The following is a 2,834-nucleotide window of genomic DNA, read 5'->3' as shown; positions in this document are numbered from 1 at the left end:
TTTCCGCACCTTCCATCCCGGCGGGCAACTTGGCGCCAATCTGACGCAGATCCGCGACATCATGCATGTCGGCGACAGGCTGCCGCTGGTGCCTTCGGGCACCGGAATGCGCGAAGCGATCCTCGAATTGTCGCGCAAGGGGTTCGGCTGCGTGGCGATAACCGCCGCGGATGGTGCGCTGATCGGCATCGTCACCGATGGCGATATCAGGCGCCACATCGGCAGCAATCTTCTGGCGATGAGTGTCGATCAGGTCATGACCAAGAAGCCGAAGACCGCCGGGCCGGATACGTTGGTGGCGACGGCGCTGCAGACGATCAACAATTCGGCCATCTCCAGCCTGATGGTTGTCGAGGGCGGACGGCCGGTCGGACTTGTCCATCTGCACGACCTGCTGCGCATCGGCGCGGCCTGACAGACCTCAGGCCTGTTTGAAAAGTCGCCCGCCGAGATGGGTAGGATCGGTCCTAAACCGCCTCGACCGTCAGCTCCAGATCGGTGTCGGCCGCGCCCGTCACGCGCACCTGCGTGCCGGCCGGCAGATCGGGGCCTGAGACGCGCCATAGCGTGTCGCCCAGCTTTATGCGGCCGCGCCCGTCCTTGATCGGCTCGGCAAGTGTCGCCATTCTGCCGATCATTTGTTCGCCGCGGCGATTGAGCAGCGGCTGGTCGGTCGGGTCATGGCGTCCGCCCGCCAGTCTCTTGCCGACATAGGCTGAGATCAGCGACAAAGCGAGGAAGGCGAGAACCTGGATCTGCCAGGTCCAGAATCCTGCGTCCCAGATGAGCAGGGAGACTGCACCGATCAGCAGCGCGGCGATGCCGATCCATAGCATGAAGATGCCCGGTGCGATGACCTCCATTACGAGGAGAACAAAGCCGAGAACCATCCAATTCCAGGGACCGAGTTCCGAAATGATGCGGTCGAACATCGGATCGGCCTCAGCTTTCGCTCGGGCGAACTACCGGCGGACGTGAAGCTTGCCGCGGCGGGCCGGCATTGCCCTCGCTCCCGAAGACTTCCTTGGCGATCGCGCCGATGCCGCCGAGCGTGCCGATCAATGATGAAGCTTCCATCGGCATCAGCACGACCTTGCTGTTTGTGGCGGAGCCGATCCTGGTCAGCGCTTCGGTGTATTTCAGCGCAACGAAGTAGTTGAGCGCCTGCACGTCGCCCTTGGCGATCGCTTCCGACACTACCTGCGTGGCGCGGGCCTCGGCCTCGGCCGAGCGTTCGCGCGCCTCGGCGTCGCGGAAGGCGGCTTCCTTGCGGCCCTCGGCTTCCAGGATCTGCGACTGCTTGAGGCCTTCGGCGTCGAGGATCTGCGCGCGCTTGTTGCGTTCGGCCATCATCTGGCGACCCATCGATTCGACGAGATTGGCCGGTGGGTTGATGTCCTTGATCTCGACGCGGGTGATCTTGATGCCCCAGGGATGCGCCGCCTCGTCGACGACGCGCAGCAGGCGTTCGTTGATGGCGTCGCGGTTCGACAAAAGCTCGTCCAGGTCCATCGAGCCCATCACGGTACGGATGTTGGTCATCGTCAGGTTGAGGATGGCGTTCTCCAGCCCGGCGACCTGGTAGGCGGCCTGCGCGGCGTTGAGCACCTGGTAGAAGGCCACGCCGTCGACGGCGACGGTGGCGTTGTCGCGGGTGATGATCTCCTGGGTCGGGACGTCGAGCACCTGCTCCATCATGTTCAACTTGGCGCCGATGCGGTCGACGAACGGCACGATTAGGTTGAGGCCGGGGCTCAATGTCTTGGTATAGCGGCCAAAGCGTTCGACGGTATAATTATAGCCTTGCGGGATTGTCCGGATGCCTTTGAAAAGCACGAGCACGACAAGAGCGACAAGAACAAGAAGCGCGATATCGAAACCACTGAAATCCATTTGGCCCTCCCTCAGATGCCGGCCACGGAAGTGTTTCACGCGGCCGACTTCACCAAACACTTAAGTGTGTTTCAGGAACGTTACAATCAGGTGATAGTGGATTACGGTGCATAGAAAGCGGGTTAGCGGCGCGCGATTGTATCCGCTTCAGATCCAGCCCGACAATTCGCGCCGCACCATCGCCTCGATCACCGCCATGCCCTCGGCACTGTCATTGAGGCAAGGGATGTGCGCGAACTTCTCGCCCCCGGCATGATGGAAAGTCTCGGCCGCCTCCCTGCCGATCTCGTCCAGCGTCTCGATGCAGTCGACGGAAAAGCCCGGATTGACGATGGCGATCGATTTCACGCCTTCTCCAGGCAATTTTTCGACCGTCTTGTCGGTGTAAGGCTGCAGCCACTCCTGCGCACCGAAGCGCGACTGGAACGTGGTGATCAGCTTCTTCTCATCCCAGCCGAGCTTTTCCCGCAGCAGCCGGGTCGTCTCAAGGCAATGGGCCTGATAGGGGTCTCCCTTGTCGGAATAGGGTTTCGGAATGCCGTGATAGGAGGCGATGACCACCTCCGGCTCGAAAGCGAGGGTCCCCAGATGACGCTCGATCGAACGGGCAAGCGCCTCGATATAAACCGGTTCGGCATAGTAGGGCGGCACGCTGCGGATCGCCGGGGCGCGGCGCATCTTCATCAGCGCGCGAAACAGCTGGTCGTTGGCGGTCGCGGTGGTGGTCGCGGAATATTGCGGATAAAGGGGAAAAGAGAGAATGCGGTCGCAGCCCTGCGCGACCAGCCCTTTGGCGACGCTCTCGGTGGAAGGATTGCCGTAACGCATCGCCCAGTCGACGGTGACGCCGGGCAGGTCGCGCAGCGCCTCGGTCAGCTTTTCGCTCTGAGCGCGGGTGTAGGTGCGCAGCGGCGACTCGTTACGCTGCCGGTTCCAGATCC

General features: G+C 62.3%; 4 protein-coding genes. 1 reads left to right on the top strand and 3 read right to left on the bottom strand.

The window, feature by feature from the left end; translation table 11 throughout:
* A partial coding sequence (locus tag EOA86_RS29175) for a CBS domain-containing protein (RefSeq protein WP_128344827.1) occupies nucleotides 1-415 on the top strand: 415 nt, incomplete at its 5' end.
* A 52-nt stretch (nucleotides 416-467) separates the two neighbouring features.
* On the opposite strand, the gene EOA86_RS29170 is transcribed toward EOA86_RS29175, so the two are convergent.
* The 3 genes from EOA86_RS29170 to hemH all read right to left on the bottom strand — a co-directional run.
* Nucleotides 468-932: an NfeD family protein gene (locus tag EOA86_RS29170; protein ID WP_095517228.1), complete on the bottom strand. Its 465-nt coding sequence runs from the start codon at nucleotides 930-932 to the stop codon at nucleotides 468-470.
* A 10-nt stretch (nucleotides 933-942) separates the two neighbouring features.
* Complete coding sequence (locus EOA86_RS29165) at nucleotides 943-1,893, bottom strand: SPFH domain-containing protein (protein WP_029349653.1); 951 nt, start codon at nucleotides 1,891-1,893, stop codon at nucleotides 943-945.
* A 147-nt stretch (nucleotides 1,894-2,040) separates the two neighbouring features.
* The coding region (gene hemH, locus EOA86_RS29160) for a ferrochelatase (protein ID WP_128344825.1) at nucleotides 2,041-2,834 on the bottom strand (794 nt) is incomplete at its 5' end.

This window comes from Mesorhizobium sp. M5C.F.Ca.IN.020.32.2.1, assembly GCF_004023105.1.
Classification (GTDB): Bacteria; Pseudomonadota; Alphaproteobacteria; order Rhizobiales; family Rhizobiaceae; genus Mesorhizobium; species Mesorhizobium wenxiniae.
The sequence above is the reverse complement of the archived record's forward strand: the minus strand, read 5'-3'. Positions and strand labels throughout refer to the sequence as shown.

What these genes read in the sequence shown, in the direction of transcription:
- EOA86_RS29170 (WP_095517228.1), bottom strand. Translation starts at nt 932, where the DNA reads ATGTTCGACCGCATCATTTCGGAACTCGGTCCCTGGAATTGGATGGTT.
- EOA86_RS29165 (WP_029349653.1), bottom strand. Translation starts at nt 1,893, where the DNA reads ATGGATTTCAGTGGTTTCGATATCGCGCTTCTTGTTCTTGTCGCTCTT.